Source organism: Isoptericola sp. Y581 (genome assembly GCF_059445475.1).
On the sequence record NZ_JCAIUK010000001.1, the window covers coordinates 507,395 to 526,337 of the forward strand.

General features: G+C 74.2%; 14 protein-coding genes. 4 read left to right on the top strand and 10 right to left on the bottom strand.

From position 1 onward, the window contains the following. Positions 1 to 37: 37 nt before the first annotated feature. The 4 genes from AC1C2W_RS02360 to AC1C2W_RS02375 form a co-directional block, all read right to left on the bottom strand. Positions 38 to 952, bottom strand: coding sequence for a carbohydrate ABC transporter permease (locus tag AC1C2W_RS02360; RefSeq protein ID WP_495412267.1), 915 nt, complete (start codon positions 950 to 952; stop codon positions 38 to 40). Then, positions 949 to 2,115: a carbohydrate ABC transporter permease gene (locus AC1C2W_RS02365; RefSeq protein WP_495387971.1), complete on the bottom strand. Its 1,167-nt coding sequence runs from the start codon at positions 2,113 to 2,115 to the stop codon at positions 949 to 951. Before AC1C2W_RS02365 ends, AC1C2W_RS02360 begins: the two co-directional genes overlap by 4 nt. 109 nt (positions 2,116 to 2,224) lie before the next feature. Continuing rightward, a complete protein-coding gene (locus AC1C2W_RS02370; RefSeq protein ID WP_495412268.1) occupies positions 2,225 to 3,577 on the bottom strand; it encodes an ABC transporter substrate-binding protein in 1,353 nt (450 codons plus the stop codon). Positions 3,578 to 3,761: 184 nt separating this feature from the next. Beyond that, positions 3,762 to 4,283 carry a DUF2505 domain-containing protein gene (locus tag AC1C2W_RS02375; RefSeq protein ID WP_495387969.1) on the bottom strand — a complete coding sequence of 174 codons (522 nt, stop codon included), beginning with the start codon at positions 4,281 to 4,283 and terminating at the stop codon, positions 3,762 to 3,764. Between the two features lie 63 nt (positions 4,284 to 4,346). Between AC1C2W_RS02375 and AC1C2W_RS02380 the strand changes: the two genes are divergently transcribed. After that, complete coding sequence (locus AC1C2W_RS02380) at positions 4,347 to 5,831, top strand: sensor histidine kinase (protein WP_495388436.1); 1,485 nt, start codon at positions 4,347 to 4,349, stop codon at positions 5,829 to 5,831. An 84-nt stretch (positions 5,832 to 5,915) separates the two neighbouring features. On the opposite strand, the gene AC1C2W_RS02385 is transcribed toward AC1C2W_RS02380, so the two are convergent. Next, a complete protein-coding gene (locus tag AC1C2W_RS02385) occupies positions 5,916 to 6,164 on the bottom strand; it encodes a WhiB family transcriptional regulator (RefSeq protein ID WP_166849954.1) in 249 nt (82 codons plus the stop codon). Positions 6,165 to 6,378: 214 nt separating this feature from the next. On the opposite strand from AC1C2W_RS02385, the gene AC1C2W_RS02390 reads away from it, so the two are divergent. Then, positions 6,379 to 6,807, top strand: coding sequence for a hypothetical protein (locus AC1C2W_RS02390; RefSeq protein ID WP_495412269.1), 429 nt, complete (start codon positions 6,379 to 6,381; stop codon positions 6,805 to 6,807). Here AC1C2W_RS02390 and AC1C2W_RS02395 read toward each other — a convergent pair. The 3 genes from AC1C2W_RS02395 to AC1C2W_RS02405 form a co-directional block, all read right to left on the bottom strand. Beyond that, positions 6,770 to 10,969 carry an FtsK/SpoIIIE domain-containing protein gene (locus AC1C2W_RS02395; RefSeq protein WP_495412270.1) on the bottom strand — a complete coding sequence of 1,400 codons (4,200 nt, stop codon included), beginning with the start codon at positions 10,967 to 10,969 and terminating at the stop codon, positions 6,770 to 6,772. The genes AC1C2W_RS02390 and AC1C2W_RS02395 overlap by 38 nt on opposite strands. Before the next feature lie 70 nt (positions 10,970 to 11,039). After that, positions 11,040 to 13,676 carry an ABC transporter permease gene (locus AC1C2W_RS02400; protein ID WP_495412271.1) on the bottom strand — a complete coding sequence of 879 codons (2,637 nt, stop codon included), beginning with the start codon at positions 13,674 to 13,676 and terminating at the stop codon, positions 11,040 to 11,042. Continuing rightward, complete coding sequence (locus AC1C2W_RS02405) at positions 13,673 to 14,473, bottom strand: ABC transporter ATP-binding protein (protein WP_495387965.1); 801 nt, start codon at positions 14,471 to 14,473, stop codon at positions 13,673 to 13,675. Before AC1C2W_RS02405 ends, AC1C2W_RS02400 begins: the two co-directional genes overlap by 4 nt. A 400-nt stretch (positions 14,474 to 14,873) precedes the next feature. On the opposite strand from AC1C2W_RS02405, the gene AC1C2W_RS02410 reads away from it, so the two are divergent. Continuing rightward, complete coding sequence (locus AC1C2W_RS02410) at positions 14,874 to 15,806, top strand: hypothetical protein (protein ID WP_495387964.1); 933 nt, start codon at positions 14,874 to 14,876, stop codon at positions 15,804 to 15,806. A 114-nt stretch (positions 15,807 to 15,920) separates the two neighbouring features. On the opposite strand, the gene AC1C2W_RS02415 is transcribed toward AC1C2W_RS02410, so the two are convergent. After that, entirely contained in the window at positions 15,921 to 16,643 is a 723-nt protein-coding gene (locus tag AC1C2W_RS02415; RefSeq protein ID WP_495412272.1) for a response regulator, read from the bottom strand. Beyond that, the gene (locus AC1C2W_RS02420; RefSeq protein WP_495412273.1) at positions 16,640 to 18,049 is read right to left on the bottom strand and encodes a sensor histidine kinase; all 1,410 of its coding nucleotides are present in this window, start codon (positions 18,047 to 18,049) and stop codon (positions 16,640 to 16,642) included. Before AC1C2W_RS02420 ends, AC1C2W_RS02415 begins: the two co-directional genes overlap by 4 nt. A gap of 199 nt (positions 18,050 to 18,248) precedes the next feature. On the opposite strand from AC1C2W_RS02420, the gene AC1C2W_RS02425 reads away from it, so the two are divergent. Next, positions 18,249 to 18,932 (top strand): response regulator transcription factor, encoded by a 684-nt coding sequence (locus AC1C2W_RS02425; protein ID WP_495387961.1) that lies wholly within the window; start codon positions 18,249 to 18,251, stop codon positions 18,930 to 18,932. The last annotated feature ends 11 nt before the right edge of the window (positions 18,933 to 18,943 follow it).

Sequence of the window (18,943 nt, forward strand, 5' to 3'; positions counted from 1 at the left end):
GCGACGGGCGGCTGCGGGGGCGTGACGACGCTGCGGCTCAGCCCTTGACGGCGCCGGCCATGATGCCGGCGACGAGCTGGCGGCCGACGAACGCGAAGATCACCAGCAGGGGCAGCGTCACGAGGAAGATGCCGCCCATCACCAGCGCGTAGTTGACGAAGTAGTTCGCCTGGAGCGACTGCACCACGAGCGGGAGCGTCGGGTTCTCGCTGTTCAGCACGATCGACGGCCAGAAGAAGTTGGTCCACTGCTGCACGAAGGTGAACAGGCCCAGCATCGCGGCCGCGGGGCGCGCGGCCGGCAGGGCCACCGACCAGAACGTCCGGATCATGGAGGCCCCGTCCACCCGGGCCGCCTCGATGAGCTCGTACGGCAGAGCCTCGGAGAGGTACTGGGTCATCCAGAACACGCCGAACGCCGTGACCAGGCCCGGCACGATGACGGCCTGGAGCTTGCCGATCCAGTCGAGGTCCGACATGAGGATGTACATCGGGATGACGCCGAGCTGGGTGGGCACGGCCATCGTCGCGATGACGAACACCAGCAGGGGCCCGCGCCCGCGGAACCGGAGCTTCGCGAACGAGTAGCCGGCGAGCGTCGAGAACAGCACCACGGACGCGGACGTGACGACGGCGATGATCACCGAGTTCGTCAGCGCCTTCCAGAAGTTGATCCGGTCGGACCCGAACACCGTGGCGAACTGCTGGAACAGGCTGGAGTCGGGCAGCCACTGCGGGACGGCGCGCTGCGCGATCGTCACGGGGTCGGAGGATCCGAGCAGCAGCGTGAAGTACAGCGGGAACACCGAGATCAGCAGCGTGATGCCGAGCAGGATGTATGTGACCCGGCCGGGCCGGCGCTGCGCGGAGTGGGTGCCGCGGCTCCGGCGCTTGGCGGCGTTGCTGGCCGCGCGCTTGCCGGCGGTCTGGGCGGTGACGGCGACGGAGCTCATCGACGGTCCTCCCGGTCGGTGGTCGTGTCGGTGGGTTTCGTGGCGGGCGGGATCGAGGGTGGAGCCGCTCCGGGCGGCGGTGCCGGTGCGTTCGCCGGCGTGGCCGTCGTCGCGGTGCCTGCACGGCCCGCGGCCCGTGCCTGCTCGAGCAGCCGCCGGGTGTGCTGGCGGCTCACGCGGGGCCCCTTCGGGCCGGACGTGGAGATCTGCCGGCTGATGAGGAAGTTCACCATGCCGATGACGATGATCAGCAGGAACAGGAGCCAGGCGACGGCGGAGGCGCGGCCGAAGTTCTTCTGGTTGCCCCACGCGACGTCGTACAGGTAGAGGACGGTGGTCATCCAGTCCTTGTCGGGGCCGCCGAGGCCCTTCGGGTCGAACATCCGGACCTCGTCGAAGATCTGCAGGCCGCCGATGGTCGAGGTGATGACCACGAAGATGATGGTGGCCCGGATCTGCGGCACGGTGACGGAGAAGAACTGGCGCGCGCGGCCGGCGCCGTCGATGACGGCAGCCTCGTACAGCTCGCGGGGCACGGCCTGCATGGCGGCCAGGAAGATCAGCGCGTTGTAGCCCGTCCAGCGGAAGTTCACCATGGTGGCGATCGCGACGTGGCTGGAGATGCGGTCCGTGTGCCAGCCCACCGGGTCGATCCCCACGAGCCCCAGGAGCTCGTTGATCAGGCCGTAGTTGTCGGCGAACATACGGCCGAAGATCATGGAGACCGCGACCGGAGCCACGACGTAGGGGATGAGCACTCCCATGCGCCAGAACGTCGCGGCCCGCAGGTTCTGGTCGAGCAGCGCCGCGATGGTGATCGCCAGGATCACCTGGGGAATGCTGGAGAAGACGAAGATCGAGAACGTGTTGACGAGCGTCTTCCAGAACATGGGCTGCGCGAGCACGTCGGAGTAGTTCTGCAGCCCGACGAAGTCGCCCTGCCCGCCCAGCAGGTTCCACTCGTTCAGGGACACGAACGCCGTGTACCCGAGCGGGAACAGGCCGGTGATCGCGAACAGGATGAAGAACGGCGAGATGTACAGGTAGGGCGAGACCTTGACGTCCCAGCGGCCGAGCCGCTGGGAGAACCCGACGCGTCGGGGCGGGCGGTGCTCTGGCGCACCGCGCCGGCGCGTGGGCTGGGTGGGGGAGAGGACGGCCATTTGCTGCTTCCTGTGCTCGCCGGTCGAGGGCACCGGCCGCTAGTCGAGCCTGTCGAAAGCTGGCTTCGACAGGCTCGACCAGCGAGGGGGTCAGGGGGTGGTCAGCGGGTCAGAGCCCGAGCGAGGCGTAGTCGTCGAGCGCGCCCTGCCAGCTCTTCTCGGCGTCGTCACCGTTGAGGTCCACCCGGTTGAGCGCGTCCTGCACGGCGGTGTGGATCGAGAAGTAGTTCGCACCCTTGAACGGGGCGCCCTCGATCGCCTGCGCGCGGGTCGAGAAGATCGGGCCCACCGGGGCGTCGTTGAAGAACTCGTTCGTGGACGACTGCACCGCGTCGGAGGCCTGGGCCTCCAGCTGCGACGGGAAGGTGTTGGCGTTCTCGTACGCGGTGGTCTGCTGCTCCGGGGCGGTCAGCCACGCAGCGAGCTCCTTGGCCGCCGCGGCGTTCGCGCTGGAGGCCGGGACGGTGAGGAACGAGCCGCCCCAGTTGCCGCCTCCACCGGGGAAGACGTCGGCGACGTCCCAGCCCTCGACGCCGCCGGCGTTCTGCTCGATGGACGCGGTCATCCACGGCGGGCAGAGCATGGTGGCCCAGGCGTTGTTCTGGAACCCGGCGGTCCAGTCCTCGCCCCACTGCTCGAGGCCGGCGGACAGCTTGCCGTCGACGGAGGCTGCCAGGACCTGGTCGTACAGGTCCTTGATCTCCTGGTTGGTCGCGAGGTCCTTCGGCTCACCCGTCGCGGGGTCCTCGTAGGCGCCCTCGAGCTGGTTCACCATGCCCTGGTAGGTCGGCACGGCGCCGTCGAACCACGCGGAGTCGGACTTCGCGACGAACTTCTTGCCGGCCTCGAAGTAGTCGTCCCACGTGGCACCGTCGCCGCCGAGGAGCTCCGCGACCTCTTCGCGGTCGGTGGGCAGGCCGGCCTTCTTGAACAGGTCGGCGCGGTAGCAGATGGCCTCGGGGCCGATGTCGGTGCCGTAGCCGATGACCTTGCCGTCGGCGGTGGTGGCCTGCTGCACCTTCCAGTCCACCCAACGGCCGTCGAGCTCCGGGTCGGTGAGGTCCTCGAACAGGTCGGGGTACGTCATGAGCTCGGGGAGCCAGTCGACCTCGATGGCCTCGATGTCGGCGAGGCCCTCGCCGCCGGCGGCGAGCTTGGTGGTGAGGTTGTTGCGAGCGTCCTCGGAGGTCGCGGCCGTGACCTGCTTGACCGTGACGTTCGGGTGCTCCTCCGTGTACTGGGCGAGCATCTCGTCGGTGTACCCGAACTGGTTGAAGGTGGCGACCGTGAGGGTGACCTTCGCGTCGGGGTCCGCGGCGGCGTCGTCGTCGGAGCCACCGCCGCAGGCGGTCAGGGCGAGGGCGAGGGTCGCGACGCCGGCGGTGACCGCGGCGGCGCGGCGGGTTCGGCGGGTGGGTCGGGTGCTGTCGAGCACGATGACTCCCTTGTCTGGTTCGGGCATGCGAGGTGGAGGTTTGGGAGCGCTACCACCTCCATGGTGGTAGCGCTCCCACGGCCAGAGCACGATGCTCGCCGTCGGCGCGCCGAGAGTCAAGCCCGTGGTGGGTAACGATGCCGCATCGCGGCGTCCATGGCGGCGTCGCCGCAGGTGACCGGTGTGGCCGGATCGGTGCGTGACCGGATCGTTACCGGTCGTCGCGGGGCTTCGCGTGCTCGGCGAGCCACTCCCGGCCGGCCTCGCCCTCGGCCTCGAGGGCCGACCGGACCGCCCGTGCGGCGGCCTCCGCCACCGCGGCGCCGAACAGCGGGACCGAAGCGCGGACCTCGCCGTCGTACACCTGCCGGGTGCCGCCATCGCCGAGTGGCTCAAGCCGGACCGTGCCGATCACACGCACGGGAGCGCCGGCGATCTCGAAGGCGATCGTGCCCGTGCGGCGGCCGGCGGCCGGGGCCTCCCACACCTCCACCTGGCGTACCTCCAGCCGGTCGCCCACGAACGGCCGCACCTGCGCCGGGATGAGGTCGGTGGGCAGGGCGCGGCGCACCGTGATGGTGAACCCGGTGTCCGGGCTCCCGGTGACCTCAGCCTGCTCGACGCTGCCGCCGGGGCCTCGGGCCGCGCGCCAGCGCACGAACGTCTCGTCGGCCAGCATCGCCACGACGTGGTCGGCGTCCGCGGCGTACGGGAGGTCCACGGTCAGGTGCACGTGTTCACCCTACCGACGCCGGGGCCACGCGGCAGCGCCCGTAGGCTGGTGGGCGTGTCCGCCATGAGTGACCTCATCGCCCAGAACACCGACCTCTCCGAGGGGGACGGCGAATGGTTGCACCTGCTCGTCGGCGACTGGCAGCTCGTGTCAGACCTGGCGTTCGCCGACCTGGTGCTCTGGCTCCCGACCGCCGAAAGCGGGTTCGTCGCTATCGCGCAGTGCCGGCCGTCCACCGGCGCGACGGTGCACTACGACGACATCGTGGGGTCGTTCGCCCCCGACGGGCAGCGCCCGCAGCTCACGGCGGCCATGACCGAGGTGCGGGCGCAGCGCTCGCGCGAGCCTCGCTGGTTCGGCGCATACGCCGTGCGGGAGGAGGCCGTGCCGGTGGTGCACGACGGGCGGGCGATCGCCGTCGTGGCCCGGCAGACCAACCTCGGCTCCGGCCGCACCCCGAGCCGCCTCGAGCTCAACTACGTGGAGTCGGCCGACGACATCCTCGCGATGATCGCGCGCGGCGAGTACCCGGCACCCAACGCCGCCACGGGGCCGCGCCGCGGGGCGCCGCGCGTGGGCGACGGCCTGATCCGCCTCAACTCCGAGGGTGAGGTGCTCTACGCCAGCCCGAACGCGCTCTCCTGCTTCCACCGGCTCGGCGTCATCGGGCCGCTGGTCGGGCAGTCCCTGGTCGAGGTGACGGCCGAGATCGTGCAGCACCAGAACAACACGGTGGACGAGTCGCTGCCGCTGGTGGTGATGGGTCGGGCGCCGTGGCGCACCGACATCGAGGCCAATGGTGTCGCGCTGTCGCTCCGCGCGCTCCCGCTGACCGACCACGGGCAGCGCATCGGAGCGGTGCTGCTGTGCCGTGACGTGTCCGAGCTGCGGCGGCGCGAGCGCGAGCTCATGACCAAGGACGCGACGATCCGCGAGATCCACCACCGCGTCAAGAACAACCTCGCCACCGTCGCGGCGCTGCTGCGGCTGCAGGCCCGCCGGATGGACGTGCCCGAGGCGCGGGCGGCCCTGGAGGAGGCGATGCGGCGCGTCGCCACCATCTCGATGGTGCACGAGTCGCTCTCCCAGACGCTCGACGAGAACGTCGAGCTCGACGACATGCTGAGCCGGGCGCTGCGCCTCGCGGCCGACGTCGCCTCGACGCACGCGAAGGTGCGCACGCGCCAGACCGGGTCGTTCGGGATGGTGCCCGCCCAGGACGCCACCCCGCTGGCGCTGGTGCTCACCGAGCTGGTGACCAACGCCGTCGAGCACGGGTTCCCGGGCCGGGAGTCCGGCATCGTGGAGATCGACGTGGAGCGCACCGGCACGTCGTTGCGCGTGGTGGTGGCCGACGACGGAGTCGGGATGCCCGACGGCATCGCGACCCTGGGCCGTGCCTCGCGCAGCGGTCTCGGCTCGCAGATCGTGCACACCCTGGTGACGAACGAGCTGGGCGGCACCATCGACTGGGAGGCGCGGGACGGCGGGGGCACGCAGGTGGTGCTGAAGCTCGAGCTCCGCGACGGCCAGCAGTCGGCGAGATAGAGAAGCTCGGAGGACGCCGCGACCGGTCGCGGCGTCCTCCGAGCTTCTCTATCTCGCCGAGGGAGCTTCTCTATCTCGGCAGCCTCAGCCGGCGCGGCGGGCGCGAGCGGTGCGGCGCTTGAGCGCGCGGCGCTCGTCCTCGCTCATACCGCCCCAGACGCCGGCGTCCTGTCCGGACTCGATCGCCCACTTCAGGCACGTGTCCACGACGTCGCAGCGGCGGCAGACGGCCTTGGCCTCCTCGATCTGGAGGAGGGCGGGGCCGGTGTTGCCGATGGGGAAGAAGAGCTCAGGGTCCTCGTCGAGGCAGGCGGCCTTGTGGCGCCAGTCCATGTCATTCTCCTCGGTGCAGGGGAACCCGGTGCGGAGTTGGCGGCGCGTCGAGGCGCGCCCGTCCGGGTCCGGTGGGTGGGTGCGGAATCTGCTGTCCAGCGTCACACCTCGTGAAGTGCCGCACAAGGGGTTACGTGGAAGTTTCTCGCGCATGAAGCGTGAGTGCTTCATCACACTGTCGTGAAACCGCAGGTCGCACGTATTCTGGCGTGTCATGCGCCCTCCTGTCACCCCCCTGTCCGGCGCCGATGACGCTCCCAGCCCGGCTCGACCGCCCGGCTTGCGGGTCGTCGCGGCCGGCATCGGCCTGGAGGTGCTGGTGTTGGTGGCGGCCGCCGCGGCGGTCGGCCTCGAGGCGGCGCAGGGGGGATCGAACAGCGGGGCCGTGAGCGTGTTCCTGGTGCTGTTCTTCCTCGGGATCGCCTGGATGCTCGTCGCCGCCTGCCGCACCCTCTGGGCGGGGCGGCGCGGTGGCCGCGCGCCGATCGTCCTCTGGCAGATCATGCAGGGGCTGGTCGGCGTGAGCCTCCTGACCGCCGGCGTGACCTGGGAGGTGCTCGGCGGACTCGGCCTGCTCGTCGTCGCCGCGACGGTGCTGGTGTCCGTCATGACGCGCCGCGTCGTCGAGGCGACGTCCGGCTGAGCACCAGCTGCGGTGAGCCGGCACTCTGTTCGGCGGGCTGCCCGGTTCCCGGGCGTGCCACCTGCAGGGCGCGCACCTGGCCGGAGACGACAAGAGCGCCGCTGCCGGGTCGCAGAGGCCCGGGTCGGATCGCGTCGGTGAGCGGCGCCCCGAGCACCTCGTCGGCCCCCCGCTCGGCCGGGTGGAGCACCACCCCCGTGCGCCGCGCCCGCAGCTCGGCCAGTGGGCCGCGGTGGGCGAGGAGCGCCCCCGTCGTCGTCGCCGCGGCCACGAGGGCCAGCCGCCCGGAGTCGAGCAGCTCCGCGAGCCGGTCTGCCTCGAGGGGATGCTGCTGAGCGAGCGCCTCGAGGTCGTCGACCACGACGACGCCCGGCCCGGGACTGTCGGGGTCTCCGCCATGATCCCCGGACGAGAGGGTGTCCAGCAGCTCGCGCAGGGCGGCGGGGGAGAGCGCCGCGGTGGGCGCCGGGCCCGCGTCGTGACGGAGCGCGGCGTCGCGCGCGACCACCGCCGCCAACCTTCCCGAGGCGGCGAGGCCACGCGCGACGATGCGTAGCACCGTCGTGCGGCCGCTGCCCCGTGGCCCGGTGACCAGCGCACCGGCGGCGACGTCCAGGCCGACCGGAGCGGCCTCGTCGCCCCCGACACCGACCGGGACGACCAGCCGCCCCGGGTCGGCGCACAGGAGGTCGACGAGATCGGCCTCCTCGACCGTCACGGGGAGCGGTCGCACGACGAGCGGTGGCACGGCGGGCGCGCGGCCCGCGGCGACGGGACCGACGTCGGGCAGCAGCACCTGGCACAGCAGCTGCTCCTCGCCGAGCCACGCCGCCCGACCGGCGGGGCCGCCCTGGCCCGCGAGTCCGGACGGCGCGCCGAGGACGACGTCGTCGTGCGCGTCACGCCCCAGGAGCACCAGGCGAGGCCCCACGCGCGACGCCAGCCCACCGAGCGTCCCGCTGTCGGCCGCGAGGGCGAACGCGACGCCGGGCGTCCCGAGGGCGCTGGTGAGCGGATCCCACAGGTCGGGCCCGGCCAGGGCCGCACGCAGCTCCTCGACCCCGTCGACGAGCACGAGCACCGGTGCCGCCCGGGGCCGCGTGGCGAGCAGGCGCAGCAGCCGGGCCGCGCGTCGTGGGGACTGCGGGCCGGCGACCGTGCCGAGGCCAGGGTGCCCGTCGAGCTCGGCGAACCGCGGGGCCGTGGCGGCCGGGGCGAGCACGTGCACGTGCCACCCGCGGGCCAGCGCCGCCCGGGCCAGGGCCAGCACGGTCGTGGTGCGGCCGGAGCGCGCCCGCCCGACCACGCCGAGGTGCCCGGCCGCCGGGTCCCAGCGCAGCAGGGCCCGGCGCTGCCGCCCCGGGTCGTCGCCGAGCGCCACGGGCAGGCCGTCGTGCGCGACGCGAGCGCCCTGGTGGGTGGAGTCGTCGCCCGATTCGGCACCGATGATGCCGTCGATGTCGGAGTCCACGTCGCGGGCCCGCACCTGCTCGGGCAGGGGCGGCAACCACGGCGCCCGCCCGGCCCGGAGCCCGCGCCGGGACGCGGCCCGGCGGGCCGCGGCGACGAGCTCGTGCACGACGCCCTCCGGCCCACCGGCCTCTCCGCCCTCCTGCCCGGGCCCGGGCGTCGAGTCCGGCAGCGTGGGCCCGCCGTCGGGCACGGCGCCCCACACGGGCGCCCGCCGCACGACGCTGCCGCCCCCGAGCCGGCCCGCCGCGTGCGCACACTGCAGCACCACCGGCCGCTCGGAGCCGAGGCGCAGGACGGCGCGGCCGGGAACCCCGGCCGGGATCCGCGCGGCGCCGGCCGTCTCGACCACGTCGAGCGAATCGGCGGCGTCGACGACGCGGAGCGCGAGCCGTGCCGAGACGTTCGCGCGGACGTCGGCGCTCACGGCCCCGGCCGGTCGCTGGGTCGCGAGCACGAGGTGGACGCCGAGCGACCGTCCCTGCGCGGCGACCCGCAGCAGCCCGGGCAGGAAGTCGGGCAGGTCGTCGGCCAGGGCGCGGAACTCGTCCACCACGACGACCAGGCGGGGCGGGGCGTCGGGCAGCCCGGCCGGCAGCGCCGCCAGGTCCGCGACGCCGTGGCGCGCCAGGACCCGTTCGCGCCGGTGGAGCTCGGCGCGGAGCCCGGCCAGGGCCCGCCCCGCCAGCCCCGGGTCGAGGTCGGTGACCTGCCCGACCACATGTGGCAGCCGGCCGCACTCCCCGAACGACGCGCCCCCCTTGAAGTCGACGAGGGCCAGGGCGAGGTCCCGGGGCGACCGGCGCGCGGCGAGGCCCAGCACCATCGACTGCAGCAGCTCCGACTTGCCCGCGCCGGTGGTGCCCGCGACGAGCAGGTGCGGGCCGTCGGCCACGAGGTCGAGGGCGACGGGCCGGCCGCGTCCGTCCACGCCCAGCGGCACGGCCCAGCCGCCCGGCGCGTCCCAGGCGGCGCCCGGGTCCTCGGCGTGGTCGAGCAGCGACAGCAGGGGCACCGCCGCGGGGAGCCGCGGATCGGCCGGGTCGGCGTCCGGGTCCTCGGCGGCGCCCCGGGCGACCGGGTGGTCCAGCTCGCCGAGGGAGCGCCGCAGGCCGGCCAGGCCCGCGACGAGGCGCGCGGCCTGCTCCGCCCAGGAATCGGTGACGCCGACGACCGGGCCCGTCGCCGCCGAGCCGTCGGGGGCGGCTCGGCGCACCGTGCCCGCGCCGGTCACCCGCCACGTGGTGCGGCACCACGCGGGCACGGGCGCGCCGTCGGGCAGGCACAGGATCATCGCCCCGCCCCGCCCGAGCACCTCCTCGCGGCGCGCGGCGCCCACGACCTCGCCAGCCGCGGCGTCGGGCGCGTCCACGACCAGGACGGGCGGTCCGCCGCCGGGCAGCCAGCGGCACCACGACCAGGCGTCCTGCGCGCCCACCACGGCGACCGACCCGCCCGCCGTGGCGAGCTCGACGACGACCGACCGGGCCGCCGCGAGCACGGCCGGGCGGGGGCCGACGACCGCGACCGCGCCGTCCGGCACCAGACCGGCCAGCGCACGGATCGGGCCGGGAGCCGGTCCGGCTGCCGGCCCGATCCGTGACCGCCCGGCGGCGCGCTCGCCGGCGGCGCTCCAGGCCCCGTCCGAGGCCTGGTGCGCCGCCAGCAAGCGTGCCGCCAGCGGCCCGGGCGAGTCCCCGACGTCGCGGCCGGTGGTGCGGGACGATGCCGCGGCGGTCCCGGCGTCTGGGGGTCGGCCGTCGAGGTCGGGGCGCGTCTTCGCCGCGTGCCGCCGGCGCCGGGCGGCGAGGAGCTGGGGGATCAGGGCGAGCACGCCCATCAGGGAGAACAAGGCGTAGGCCGGCTGGCGGAGCATGGCCGCCAGCACGAGCGAGCCGACCATCGGCACCGCGGCCGTGGCCAGCAGCCCGGCGCCGGACGGGCCGGCTCCGTCGCCCGCGCTCGTGCTCGCCGTGGCGGGTCCGGCCTCGAGCCACCGGGCCACGTCGCCGGACGGATGCAGGGTCCAGGAGCGGGAGCCCTGCGGCCCGGTGACCTCGAGGCGGTCGCCGGGACGCCACCGACGGCGCAGGAGCCCGACGCGCCCGCGCCGCCGTCGCGGTGCCCCCGCGCGCACGAGCCGGACGTCGGCCCGCACGTCGGGCCCCTTGGTGGCACGTGCGGTGGCACGTGCGGTGGCACGCACGGTGACGCGGTCGGCGCGGCGCGGGTCGATGCGCACGACGGCGTGCGGCCCTGGTGCGTCGGTCAGCGTCGTGGAGCTTCCCGGCCCCAGCGCGATGACGCTGCCCGCCGCCGTGCCGTCCGCACGCGCGACCAGCCAGGGGCTGCCGAGCACGGCGCGACCGGGTTCGCCCGGAGCCGACTCCGACGTCGTGCCGGACCTGCGCCGTCGGGCCGGCTCATGCGGCGCGACCACCGCGCCCGGCAGGAGCGGACGGTCGCCCACGACGTCCGTGTCGGCGACCGGGACGCCGTCGGCGGCGAGCGGCGCGTGCCGGAGCTCCGGCCGGCGCAGCAGCGCCGCGAGGCCCGCCCGGCAGGTGCCGAGCGGGACGCCCGCGGGGAGCAGCACGTCCTCGCCGGGGGGCACGGTGACCCGGACGGCTCCGTCGCCCCGGCTCGGCCCGCGACCGGGGACGGCGAGGGCGGGCACTCCGGAGGTCGACACGACCTCCAGGGTGCCCGCCCAGGGCGGCCGTCACGGACGGCCTGTGGACAACTCCCGTGTGCTGCTCGGGCTACTCGCTCGCAAGGGCCTCCACCGGCGATGTCCGCACCGCGGCCCGGGCCGGGACGACGGACGCCACGAGCCCCGCCACGGCGGCCACGACCAGCATCACCAGCACGTCGCGCCACGGCACCACGATGGCGGGCGTACCCGCCCAGCCGAGCGCCGCCGCGGAACCCGCCCAGCCGTAGACCAGGCCGAGCAGCACGCCCAGCACCGCGCCGACCAGCGCGATGAGCAGACCCTCGACGGCGAGCATGCCGCGCAGCTGGGCCTTCGACAGCCCGATCGCCCGCAGTGTGGCGGACTCGCGCCGCCGCTCGATGACGGACAGCGACAGCGTGTTCGCCACGCCGATCAGCGCGATCACGACCGCCGCCGCCAGCAGCCCCACGACGATCCCCAGCGCGGTGTCGATCACCTGCTGGTAGCTCGCGCGCTCCACCGCGGCGCCGACGACGTCCGCGGGCGCCTCCGTGTCCGCCACCGTGTCCTGGATGGCGGGCACGACGTCCGCGGCGTCGCCCGGGTCGTCCAGCCCCACCCACAGGCCGGTGGTCGGGGCTGCCGGGTCGAGGGCGGCGAGGTCGTCGGGGACGACGAAGAGCGCGTCGTCCACGATGCTGGTGAGCGCGACCGTGACCTCGAGCGACCCCTGGGGGCCGGTGAGGGTGACGGTCTGGCCGTCGGAGAAGCCCCAGTCATCGGACAGCTGCTCCGGCACGACGACGGTGCCCGCGGCGAGCGGGGCGACCACGTCGGTGCTGCGCAGCACCGACGCCGCGGCGTCGGGCTCGAGGCCCCGGATGGTGAAGGCGACGTCGTCGTCGATGCCGTCGCCGGTGACCTGCGCGGCCGTGGCCGGCACCTCGACCACCGTCGAGACGCCGTCGAGGTCGCGCACCGTCCCCTCCAGCGTGGCGGGCACGGACGGGGTGGTCTCGTCCCCGGTGGCGACGCTCGTGGGGTCGCTCGACAGGTCCGTCGAGACGGTGACGTCGACCGGGTAGCGCACGTCGAGCTCGGAGTCCATGGTCATCTGGGCGCTCGCGGCGCCGGTCGACATCATGCCGACGAGCGTGACGCCGATGAGCAGGGCCGTGGACGTGGCGGCGGTGCGCCGCGGGTTGCGCAGCGTGTTCGCCGCCGCGAGCCGTGCCGTCGGGCCGGACGCGCCGACCAGCCGGCCGGCGAGGGCCACCACGCGGGGCAGCCAGAACACGGCGCCGACCAGCACGCCGAGGAACGACAGGATGCCGCCCGCGACACCGGCCAGGAGGCCGAGGCTGGGCTGGCCGCCCACCGTGCTCACGGCGACGCCGCCGCCCAGCAGGAGGAAGCCGACCACGGCGACGAGGGTCGAGAGCACCAGCCGGACGCGGCCGGCGCCCCGTGCGGCCGAGGGCGCGTCCGCGGGGCGGAGCGCGGCGAGCGGGGCGACGCGCGTCGCGGCCCGCGCCGGCGACAGCGCGGCGACGAGCGTCACGACGACGCCGGCCACGAGCGGGATGAGGATCACGGCCGGCGTGATGTCGACCGTCTTGGGCAGAGGGACGCCCAGGTCAAAGCCCCGGCCGACCACCAGCGCGGCCTGGCCCAGGCCGATGCCGGCCGCGAGGCCGACCACCGAGGAGAGCAGGCCGAGCACGGCCGCCTCGAACAGCACCGAGCGGCGCAGCTGCCCCTTGTCCGCCCCGACGCAGCGCAGCAGGGCGAGGGTGCGGGTGCGCTGGGCCACGAGCACCTGGAAGGTGTTCGCAATGACCAGCGCGGCGACGAGCAGCGCGACCGCGGCGAAGACCAGCACGAACACCGTGAAGATGATGTTGTCGCCGCCGGTCATCTCGTTCGCGACCGACTCGGCGTGCTCCTGGGGCGTCACGACCGCCAGGCTCGAGGTGTCGGCCCCGGACGCCACGGCAGCGTTGGTGACGGCGCCGGTGATGGCGGTGCGTGCCTGCTCGACGTCCGCCCCGTCGTCGAGCGTGACGAGCACGGTGGCGGGCTCGCCGGTGGTCTCGCCGGGGGCGTAGAGGTCGCCCTCCCAGGCGGTGACGTCGGCAGCGGGCGCGATGGCCGCGCCGCCCATCATCGAGAACGCGCCGTACGGGTCGGTGAGCGTGCCCGTGACGGTGAGCTTTTCGCGGACCTCGGTCCACGCGTCCTCGTCGGTGTCCTGGTCGCCTGCGAGCACGTTGCGCGCCAGGGTGACCTGGTCGCCGGGAGCGGCGTCGAGGCGCTCGGCCACCTTGACCGGCAGCGCGATCTCCCCGGTGGCCTCGGGCAGTGCGCCGTCGGCGATCTCCAGCGGCAGCACCGACGTGTCCGTGGGCGCGGCCAGCACGCCCTGGAAGATCGTGCGGCCGCCGTTCTCCAGCTGCTGGTAGGTGATGAGCTGCTGGTCCGCGGTCGCGACCCCGTCCGCGTCACGCGCCGCGTCGATGAGGGCGTCGTCGGCGGGGACGCCGCGGACGACGAGGTCGGCGCCCGTGTACTGGGCGGCGATGGAGTCGTAGGTGGTGGCGGTGACGACGTTGCCCGCGAGCAGCGTGATCGCGACGAAGGCAGTGCCGATCACGATCGCGAGGCCGGCGGCGGCGAGCCGCCCGGCGCCGCGCCGCATCTGCGACAGGGTGATGCGGATCATCGTGCGGCCACCGTCCGCAGCGCGTCGAGGCCGGCGAGGGCGGACTCAGGCGTCGGGTCGGTGATGTCGCCCGCGATCTTGCCGTCGGCGATGAGCACGACGCGGTCCGCGTAGGCCGCGGCCGCCGGGTCGTGGGTGACCATGATGATCGTGCGTCCGAGCTCGCGCACCGAGCGGCGCAGGAAGCTCAGCACCTCCGCGCCGGAGCGGGAGTCGAGGTTGCCGGTGGGCTCGTCCGCGAACACGACGTCAGGCTGGGCGATGAGGGCGCGCGCGATGGCGACGCGCTGTTGCTGGCCGCCGGACAGCTCGCTGGGCCGGTGCGAGAGCCGCTGGCTCAGACCGAGCGTGTCGACGAGCGTGCCGAGCCACTGCTTGTCCACGGCGCCGCCCGCGAGCTCCACCGGCAGCGTGATGTTCTGCTCGGCCGAGAACATCGGCAGCAGGTTGAACTGCTGGAAGACGAAGCCGACGCGCTCGCGGCGCAGGGCTGTCAGGGCCTTGTCGTTCATCCCGGTGACCTCGGTGGACCCGACGAACGCCTGTCCGCTGGTCGCGGAGTCGAGGCCGGCGAGCAGGTGCATCAGGGTCGACTTGCCGGAGCCGGACGGCCCCATGATCGCCGTGAAGCGGCCGGCGGCGAAGTCGACGTCCACGCCGTCGAGGGCGCGCACTTCTGCCTCGCCGCGGCCGTAGGTCTTGGTCAGGGCGCGTGCCCGCACGGCGGGGGTGACGGTCGGCCGCGCGCTCGCGGCGGGGGCGTCGTCGGGGATCGGGACGTACACGGTGGTGTCCACGGAGGTCTCCGGTGTGGTCGAGGCGAGGGGCCCGAGCGCCGACGACGGCCGGCGGGGCAGGACACCAGTGACGCTACGGAGCGGGCGGCCCCCGGACATCGGTCCGAGGTCGGGTCCTGCGAGCTCCCAGGTCATCCTCCGGTATGACGCCGACCCTGAGCCGGCCCTGACCTGCGCCGTCGCTCCCACGAGCTGTCAGGACCACGCGCAGGTCCTTGTGGTCCTGGTCCTGACAGCTCCGTGGCTGAATGTGCTGTCAGGACCACGCGCAGGTTCTGGTTGTCGTGGTCCTGACAAGTCGCCGGGCGGAGGCTGCCCACAGGTACGAGCGGAGACGCCTCGTCCACAGCGAACCTGCCGACGCCGGTCGCCGGGCTCGTGCCGGGCCAGGCTCGTCGTCATGACCGGATCACGCGAGGTGTACGCAAGGGTCGGCGGGCTGCGTGAGCTGCTGCGTCGGCAGCAGGACGTCGTGACACGCCCGCAGCTGACCGTCCTCGGTATGGGCCCGGCCGAGGCCGCCTGCCACCTGGCGGCCATGCGGTGGCGGTCGCTGAGCGAGCAGGTCCTGGTCACGCACCGCGGGCCGCTCACCCGCGCGGGACGGCGATGGGCCGCAGTCCTGGGAGCGCCGGCCGGGAGCGCGGTCGGGGCGTGGAGCGCACTGGAGGTGCACGGGCTCGAGGGGTGGTCGCGAGAGCCGATCCACGTCGTCGTCCCGCGTGGTGCCTACCCGGACCGGCACCCGTGGCTCGTCGTGCACGAGTCCCGGCGGCTCCGCGAGGAGGACGTCGTCGAGGTCGGCGGGCTGCCCGTGCACGTCGTCGCCCGGTCCGCCGTCGACGCCGCGGCGTGGCAGCGGTCGTGGCGCACCGCGGCGGGGCTGATGGCCGCCGTCGTGCAGCAGCGGCTCGCCACCACCGACGAGCTGTTCGCCATGCTCGACACGGTGGGCAAGGTCCGGCACCGCAAGGTCATGCGCCTGGCGCTGGCGGACATCGTGGGCGGTACCGACTCGCTCGCCGAGATCGACTTCGCTCGCCTGTGCCGTGACGGCGGGCTACCCGAACCTTCGCGGCAGGCGGTCCGCACCGATGCGCGGGGACGACGGCGGTTCCTCGACGTCGAGTGGCGGCTGCCCGGCGGGCGACGGTTCGTCGTCGAGATCGACGGCGTCGGCCACATGGAGCGCGAGCGTTGGTACGACGACCTGCTGCGCGATGCCGAGATCGGCGCCGAGGCCGGCACGGTACGCGTGCGGCTGCCCGCGATGGCCGCGCGCTACGAGCCGGAGCGCGTGCTCGCCGTCGTGCGCCGCCACCTGGGCTGGTGAGTTGTCAGGACCAGGAGCACGAAGACCTGCACGTGGCCCTGACAACTCTTGGTCACGGTGAGTTGTCAGGGCCAGAGCCATGGATACCTGCGCGTGGTCCTGACACGTCGCGGGTCAGGCGCCCGGGCGGACGAGGCCCGCCTCGTAGGCGGTGACGACCGCCTGTACGCGGTCGCGGGCGTCGAGCTTCGCGAGGATGCGGCCGACGTGGGTCTTCACCGTGGCCTCGGCGACGAAGAGGTCGGCCGCGATCTCGGTGTTGGACCGGCCCCGGGCCATGAGCACGAGCACCTCGCGCTCGCGGTCGGTGAGGGCGGCGAGCGCGTCGTGCTGGGGTGCGGCCTGGTCGGCGGGCAGTGCCGTGACGAGGTGCTCGAGCAGGCGGCGGGTCGACGACGGCGCGATGACGGCGTCCCCGGCGTGCACGGTGCGGATCGCGGCGAGCATCTCCTCCGGCGGCGCGTCCTTGAGCAGGAAGCCGGACGCGCCGCTGCGGATGGCCTCGAGCACGTACTCGTCGAGGTCGAACGTGGTGAGCACGATGACGCGGGGGGCGTCGGGTGCGGCGGTGAGGCGGGCGGTTGCCGTGAGCCCGTCGAGGTGCGGCATCCGCACGTCCATCAGCACCACGTCCACCTCGTGGTCGGCGAGCAGGCGCAGTGCCTGGGCGCCGTCGCCGGCCTCGAGCGCGACCTCCAGGTCCGGCTGGGAGTTGATCACCATGCGGAAGCCCGCGCGCACCAGTTGCTGGTCGTCGACAAGCGCCACGCGCACGACGTCCGCGCCGTCGGGATCGCCGGAGGGGGGTGCCGAGGCGTCGGCGGCGGGCGGGGTCATGCGTCCTCCTGGGGTGCGGTCGTCGCAATGCTCGTCGCAACGCTCGTCGGCGTGCTCGTCGCAACGCTCGTCGGCGTGCTCGTCGGTGTGGCGGTCCGTGCGGCCGGCGGTCTGGTCGGCGTCGCGCCGGGCAGGGGCAGCTCGAGGTGCACGCGGAAGCCGCCGCCGGCGCGGGGGCCGGACTCGAGGGAGCCGCCGTACAGGTTGGCTCGCTCCCGCATCCCGCGCAGGCCGAAGCCGGGGTCGGCGCGGGCGGACGCGGCGGCGCCGCGGCCGTCGTCGAGGACCTCGAGCTCGACGGTCGACGGCGTCCAGCGCACGGCGACCGTGACGGCCGGGTCGGGGCCGGCGTGCTTGCGCACGTTGGTGAGCGACTCCTGGCACACGCGGTACAGGGTGAGGCCCATGCCGGCTGGCAAGGTCTTGGCCTCGCCGACGCGGACGAGCGAGACCCGTTGGCCGCCACCGCGCGCCTGGGCCACCAGATCGTCGATCTCCTCGACCCCGGGCTGCGGGGCCGGGCGAGTCGACCGCGCGTCGTCGCGCAAGGCGGGCGCCGGCGTGGTGCGGTCGCCCGTGCCGGCGTGCGCGGGGAGGGCCGGCGCGTCCTCGTCGTCCTGGGAGCGCAGCACGCCGAGCAGGCGGCGCATGTCCGTCAGGGCAGTGCGGCCGGTCTCGCTGATGGTCCCGAGCGCGCGCACCGCGGCCTCGGTGTCCGAGGCGGCGGCGTATCGGCCGCCGTCGGCCTGCGCGACCACGATGGACAGCGAGTGGGCGACGATGTCGTGCATCTCGCGGGCGATGCGGGCGCGCTCGGCCGCGGCGCTGATCCGGGCCTGCTGGTCGCGCTCGATCTCGAGCCGGTGCGCCCGGTCGCGCAGGGCGTCCATCGTGACGCGGCGGGAGCGGCGTGCGAGGGCGAACGCCCATACGGCGAGGCCGGTGACGAAGCAGAAGATGCCGACGGGGAGCATCTCCGGGATGCCGGCGACGCCGAGCATGCCGTGGACGGCGACCGCGACGGGCAGCACGACCAGACTCCCGACGGCCGTCGAGCAGATCGCGGTGACGTGCGCCCAGGTCGGGCCGTAGACGGTCACCGAGAAGAGTGCGACGAGCACGAGCAGGTCGCCCGGCAGGATCATCGGGTAGCCGGCGAGCATCTGCGCCAGCGCCACCGCGAAGATGGCTATCGCGGAGGGCACGGGCCGGGTGCGGCGCCAGGGGAGGGGCGCCAGCAGGGCCACGGTCCAGGCGATGGACCCGGTGCGGGAGAGATTCGGCACGGTCAAGTACAGGTCGGTGGCCGAGACGAGCATGAACAACCCGAGCAGCCCGGTCGTCGTCGCGTCGATGCCGAAGCGGTGCGCCTCGAACCAGCGCCTCATCCCCTCGATCCAGGCCATGACGGTCAGGGTATGTGCGCGCCGCGGGGTGCGCGTCCGCCTGCGGGCGGACGGCGTCCAGCGCGGCGTCGGCCCGTGGGCGGACGGGGCGCCGTCGTACGCGTCGTCGCCCCGCCGTCATCTCGATGTCACAGCGACGTCTGACGACGCGGCGTGGAGCGGGGCCCAGGACCTGGGAGGATGCCGCTAGCATGAGGGAATGACCCACGTACTGCTGGCCGAGGACGACCCGGCTATTGCCGAGCCTTTGGCGCGGGCTCTCACACGTGAGGGTTACGACGTCATCGTGCAAGGAACTGGTCAAGGAGCCGTCGACAACGCCGGGGCCGCGGACATCGTCGTCCTGGATCTCGGCCTCCCCGACATGGATGGGCTGGACGTGGCCCGCGAGATCCGCGGTGCGGGCCTCACCGTGCCCGTCCTCGTGCTCACCGCGCGCGCCGACGAGGTCGACCTCGTCGTCGGCCTCGATGCGGGCGCCGATGACTACGTCACGAAGCCGTTCCGCCTCGCCGAGCTGCTTGCCCGCGTCCGGGCCCTGCTGCGCCGCACCCACGGCGATACGGGCGAGGACGAGGAGCTGCGCGCGCAGGACGTGCGGGTCGACGTGGCCGCGCACCGCGCGTTCCAGGGCGACCGCGAGCTGCACCTCACCACCAAGGAGTTCGACCTGCTGAAGGTGCTGGTCGCGAACGCCGGGTCGGTCGTGGTGCGCGACACGCTGATGCGCGACGTGTGGGGCTCGGACCCGGTGGGGTCCACCAAGACCCTCGACATGCACGTGTCGTGGCTGCGCCGCAAGCTCGGCGACGACGCCAACGCCCCGCGCTACGTCTCGACCGTGCGCGGGCTCGGCTTCCGCTTCGAGCTCGGCGCGAGCTGACGGCGTCGGCG

What these genes read in the sequence shown, in the direction of transcription:
- AC1C2W_RS02425 (WP_495387961.1), top strand. Translation starts at nt 18,249, where the DNA reads ATGACCCACGTACTGCTGGCCGAGGACGACCCGGCTATTGCCGAGCCT.
- AC1C2W_RS02360 (WP_495412267.1), bottom strand. Translation starts at nt 952, where the DNA reads ATGAGCTCCGTCGCCGTCACCGCCCAGACCGCCGGCAAGCGCGCGGCC.
- AC1C2W_RS02390 (WP_495412269.1), top strand. Translation starts at nt 6,379, where the DNA reads ATGCGCCCTCCTGTCACCCCCCTGTCCGGCGCCGATGACGCTCCCAGC.
- AC1C2W_RS02365 (WP_495387971.1), bottom strand. Translation starts at nt 2,115, where the DNA reads ATGGCCGTCCTCTCCCCCACCCAGCCCACGCGCCGGCGCGGTGCGCCA.
- AC1C2W_RS02385 (WP_166849954.1), bottom strand. Translation starts at nt 6,164, where the DNA reads ATGGACTGGCGCCACAAGGCCGCCTGCCTCGACGAGGACCCTGAGCTC.
- AC1C2W_RS02380 (WP_495388436.1), top strand. Translation starts at nt 4,347, where the DNA reads ATGAGTGACCTCATCGCCCAGAACACCGACCTCTCCGAGGGGGACGGC.
- AC1C2W_RS02415 (WP_495412272.1), bottom strand. Translation starts at nt 16,643, where the DNA reads ATGACCCCGCCCGCCGCCGACGCCTCGGCACCCCCCTCCGGCGATCCC.
- AC1C2W_RS02420 (WP_495412273.1), bottom strand. Translation starts at nt 18,049, where the DNA reads ATGGCCTGGATCGAGGGGATGAGGCGCTGGTTCGAGGCGCACCGCTTC.
- AC1C2W_RS02400 (WP_495412271.1), bottom strand. Translation starts at nt 13,676, where the DNA reads ATGATCCGCATCACCCTGTCGCAGATGCGGCGCGGCGCCGGGCGGCTC.
- AC1C2W_RS02370 (WP_495412268.1), bottom strand. Translation starts at nt 3,577, where the DNA reads ATGCCCGAACCAGACAAGGGAGTCATCGTGCTCGACAGCACCCGACCC.
- AC1C2W_RS02410 (WP_495387964.1), top strand. Translation starts at nt 14,874, where the DNA reads ATGACCGGATCACGCGAGGTGTACGCAAGGGTCGGCGGGCTGCGTGAG.